Source organism: Kitasatospora sp. NPDC058218 (genome assembly GCF_042882445.1).
Taxonomy (GTDB): Bacteria; Actinomycetota; Actinomycetes; order Streptomycetales; family Streptomycetaceae; genus Kitasatospora.
This window is the reverse complement of record NZ_JBHVWC010000055.1, coordinates 70731-74523: the sequence shown is the minus strand read 5'-3', so window position 1 is coordinate 74523 and position 3793 is coordinate 70731. Positions and strand designations below refer to the sequence as shown.

Here is a 3793-nt window from a genome sequence, read left to right as displayed (position 1 = left end):
GCACCCTGGTGATCGCCGCGATCGCCACCGGCACGTGGATCGTGATCGACGCCAACAAGGACAAGAAGGCCAAGGAGGCCGCGGCCGCCGCGCCGATCGACGGCGTCCAGACCTTCGGCGACCTGAGCCGCAACCACGTCAAGGAGAAGGTCACCTACCCGCAGACCCCGCCGGTCGGCGGCGACCACAACGCGGTCTGGCTGGACTGCATGGGCCACGTCTACGACCAGCCGGTCGAGAACGAGCGCGCCGTCCACTCGCTGGAGCACGGCGCGGTCTGGGTCACGTACAACGGCAAGGCCACGCCGGAGGACATCAAGACCCTCTCCGACAAGGTGCAGGCCACCCCGTACTCGCTGATGAGCCCCTACCCGGACGAGAAGGGCACGATCACCCTCAGCGCCTGGAGCACCCAGCTGGTCGTGGACAGCGCCAGCGACCCCCGGGTGGGCGAGTTCTTCACCAAGTACGTGCAGGGCAAGCAGACCCAGGAGCCGGGCGCGTCCTGCACCATGGGGGCGATGTGACCGCCGACGCGGCCACACCCGACGCGCAGGGCGAGTCCCCGGACGACTCGCAGGACGCGGCGCCGCGCGCCGGCCGCGGGCGGCTCTGGTGGCCGGCCGCGCTGGCCGCCGCGCTCGCCCTCGCGCTCGGGGTACCCGCGCTGGTCGCGAGCGGGACCTCGGCCTCCGGCTCGTCCTCGCTCACGGCCCCGGCGGACGACTCGCCCGAGGCCGGCTTCGCCCGCGACATGGCGACCCACCACCAGCAGGCCGTCGACCTGTCGTTCATCGTCCGTGACCGGACCGACGACGCGCCGGTCCGCACCCTCGCCTTCGACATCATCAACACCCAGGCCAACCAGCGCGGGATGATGATGGGCTGGCTCGACCAGTGGGGGCTCCCGCAGCACTCGGCGGCCAAGCCGATGACGTGGATGAGGATGAACCACACCTACGAGGCGCACGACGGCTCGCTGATGCCGGGCATGGCCACCAACGCCCAGCTCACCAAGTTGCGTTCGCTCAGCGGGCGCGACGCCGAGGTGTACTACCTGCAGCTGATGCTGGAGCACCACAAGGGCGGCGTGGAGATGGCCCAGGGATACGTCGACCTGGCGAGGAACGAGACCGAGAAGCGGCTCGCCCAGTCGATGGTGGTCGGGCAGACCTCGGAGATCCAGCTGATCACCGACATGCTCACCGAGCGCGGCGCCGCCCCCGGAGTGCCCGCCTCCTGATCGGCCCGCACCGGACGGCCGGGGGCGGTGGACGCGATTTCCGTCCACCGCCCCCGGCCGTCCGTGCTGCCGTCGGGCCCTCCGCGGTCCGGGTCTCAGTACGCCGTGACCCGCTCGGGTTCCGGGGCGGAGGCGGTCACAGGGGGCTGCGGGTGGGCGCCCGCGACGGGCCGCGGGCGGACCGGCCACCACAGGCTCCGGCCGAGGAGTGCCGCCATGGCGGGGACCAGCACCAGCGACAGGACGAGCGCGGAGAGCATGATGCCGAGCGCCATCGCGAAGGCGACCTGTTCGCTCCCCGGGGTCGTGGCGAGCGTGGCGAAGGAGCCGGCCAGCACCAGCCCGGCCGTCGCGATGGCTGGCGTGGTGTGCCGCACCGCGCGGGCCACGGCGGCGCGGGCCGGGCCCGGTCGCCGCATCTCCTCCCGGATCCGGTCGGTGATCAGGATGTTGTAGTCGGTGCCCAGGGCCACCACGAACAGGAACAGCACCAACGGCAGGGTGAAGCTGACGCCCGGCTCGCCGAGGCCGTGCTGGAACAGCAGCGTGGCGGCGCCGAGGGTGGCGGCGAAGCCGAGCCCGACGGAGAGCATCAGGACGACCGGTGCCAGCAGGCTGCGCAGGAGCAGCAGGAGGATCAGCGCGATCAGCACGGCCGCGACCGGGAACACGATCCTGAGGTCGTGGTCGACCGCGGTCGAGACGTCGGCGAAGATCGCCGCCGTGCCGCCCACGTGGGCCGTCGTGCCGGCCGGCGTGTGCTGGGCGACCGCGGCCCGGATCGGTCCGGCGACCAGGTCGCGGGCCTGCCGGCTCTGCGGGTCGGCGGTCGGGTAGAGGTCGATCCGGGCGGCCCGGTGGTCCTCGTTCAGGACGGTCGGTGCGACCTGGCCCACCCCGTCGACCAGGGTGAGCGCACGGGAGAGGCCGTCGAGTCCGGCGGTGGTGAGGGTGGTGCCGTCCGTGCGGGTGACGAAGACGCTCGTCGGGTCGGACACTCCGGCCGGCAGCGCACGGGAGATCTCGACCGCGGTGGCCGCGGCGGGGGTCCGGTCGCCGGAGTCGCCCTGCCCGTAGTCCATGCGGATGCCGATCAGCCCGGCGGCCAGTGCGGCGAGCAGCGCGACGGAGGCGGTCAGCATCGTCAGCGGTCGTCGCGTGACCAGCGCGCCGAAGCGGGCCGCCCGGCCTTCGCGGGGCTCGCGGCGCAGGGACGCCGAGGGCCAGAACATCTTGCGCCCGGCGACCGCGAGCAGCGCCGGCAGGAGGGTGAGGCTGCCGAGCAGCATCACCAGGACGGCGACGGCGATCGCGGGGCCCAGTGAGCGGAACTGCCCGAAGGTGGCCAGGCCCAGTGTGGCGAACGCGGCCACGATGGTCAGCGCCGCCGAGGTGATCGCGGTGCCCACCCGGGCGGAGACCTGCGCGGCCGCCTCCCGGGCGGGCTGCTCGGGCCGGGCGCGCAGGTGCTCGCGGAAGCGGAACAGCAGGAACAGCAGGTAGTCGATGCCGATGCCGAGCAGGACCACGTTGATCAGCCCGGGGGTGCCCGCGTCGATCTTGCGCCCGGTGAGCAGCGCGGCGACCCCGACGGCTCCCACCGCCACGCCGCCGATCATGGTGACCGCGATCAGCGGCAGCAGAGCCGCCAGCACGCTGCGGAACACCAGCACGTTGAGCAGGACGATGAACCCCAGGACGAGGGCGCTCCCGACCTTCGCCGCGGTCTCGTGGGCGTCGGTGGTGTCGACGGTCCCGGCGAGGCCCCCGGTGAAACCGGTGCGCATCCCCGCCTCGGCGAACTGCGTCCGGGCGGTGTCCCGGAAGGCCCGGTAGACGCCCTGGACCCCCTTGTCCACGGGGTTCCCGATCAGCTGGACGGCGAGCAGTTCGAAGCTCCGGTCGGGCGCCGTCATCGCCGGGGCGATCCGGGGCGTCTGGGAGCGGTCCGGGATCAGGAACTCCGGGCCGTCGTCCTCCCTGGGCATGACCACCCGGCGCTGGGCCAGCTTCGCCGCCTCGGCCTCGATCCGCTGCCGGTCGGCGTCGCCGAGCGCCTTGCCGTCGGCCCGGGCGACCAGCACCGTCACCGTGGTGGCGTCGGGGTCCGCCCCGAACCGCTCCTGGGCGATCTGCAGGGCGGCGGCCGAGTCGTAGCTGCGGGGCAGGAAGTCCCCGGTCTGGCTCTGGGTGACACGGGCGATCAGGGTCGGGGCCAGGCCGATCAGTACGACACCCAGCACCCCCCAGAGGGCGATGATCTTCCACGGGTGTCTGGTGGAGTATCCGGTCAGGGCGCGGATCACGATGTCCTCCGGCGGACGGGCTTGCGGACGGGCGTCTGCCGGGGGCTCCCGGCCTGCCTCCAGACCATCACCGGGAGGGGCCCGCGGGCGTCGTGGCAGCGGATGATCAGAACCGGGGCCCCTGGTCCCTCCCCGGGGGGGGGGGGGGGAGCCAGTGGCGGTGGTTGGAACCCCCCCGGGGGGACCCCGCGGGGGCCTCGAAGACCCCCGCGGGGTGGCGGCGGGGTTGAGGTGGTAAAACATG

3 protein-coding genes are annotated in these 3793 nt (G+C 73.3%); 2 read left to right on the top strand and 1 reads right to left on the bottom strand.

The features are described from left to right. A partial coding sequence (locus ACFVYI_RS30420; RefSeq protein WP_387891551.1) for a DUF3105 domain-containing protein occupies positions 1–527 on the top strand: 527 nt, incomplete at its 5' end. 101 nt (positions 528–628) lie between these two features. Next, the gene (locus tag ACFVYI_RS30415) at positions 629–1243 is read left to right on the top strand and encodes a DUF305 domain-containing protein (RefSeq protein ID WP_387891558.1); all 615 of its coding nucleotides are present in this window, start codon (positions 629–631) and stop codon (positions 1241–1243) included. Between the two features lie 95 nt (positions 1244–1338). Here ACFVYI_RS30415 and ACFVYI_RS30410 read toward each other — a convergent pair whose 3' ends face one another. Continuing rightward, a complete protein-coding gene (locus tag ACFVYI_RS30410) occupies positions 1339–3549 on the bottom strand; it encodes an MMPL family transporter (RefSeq protein WP_387891549.1) in 2211 nt (736 codons plus the stop codon). Between the last annotated feature and the right edge of the window lie 244 nt (positions 3550–3793).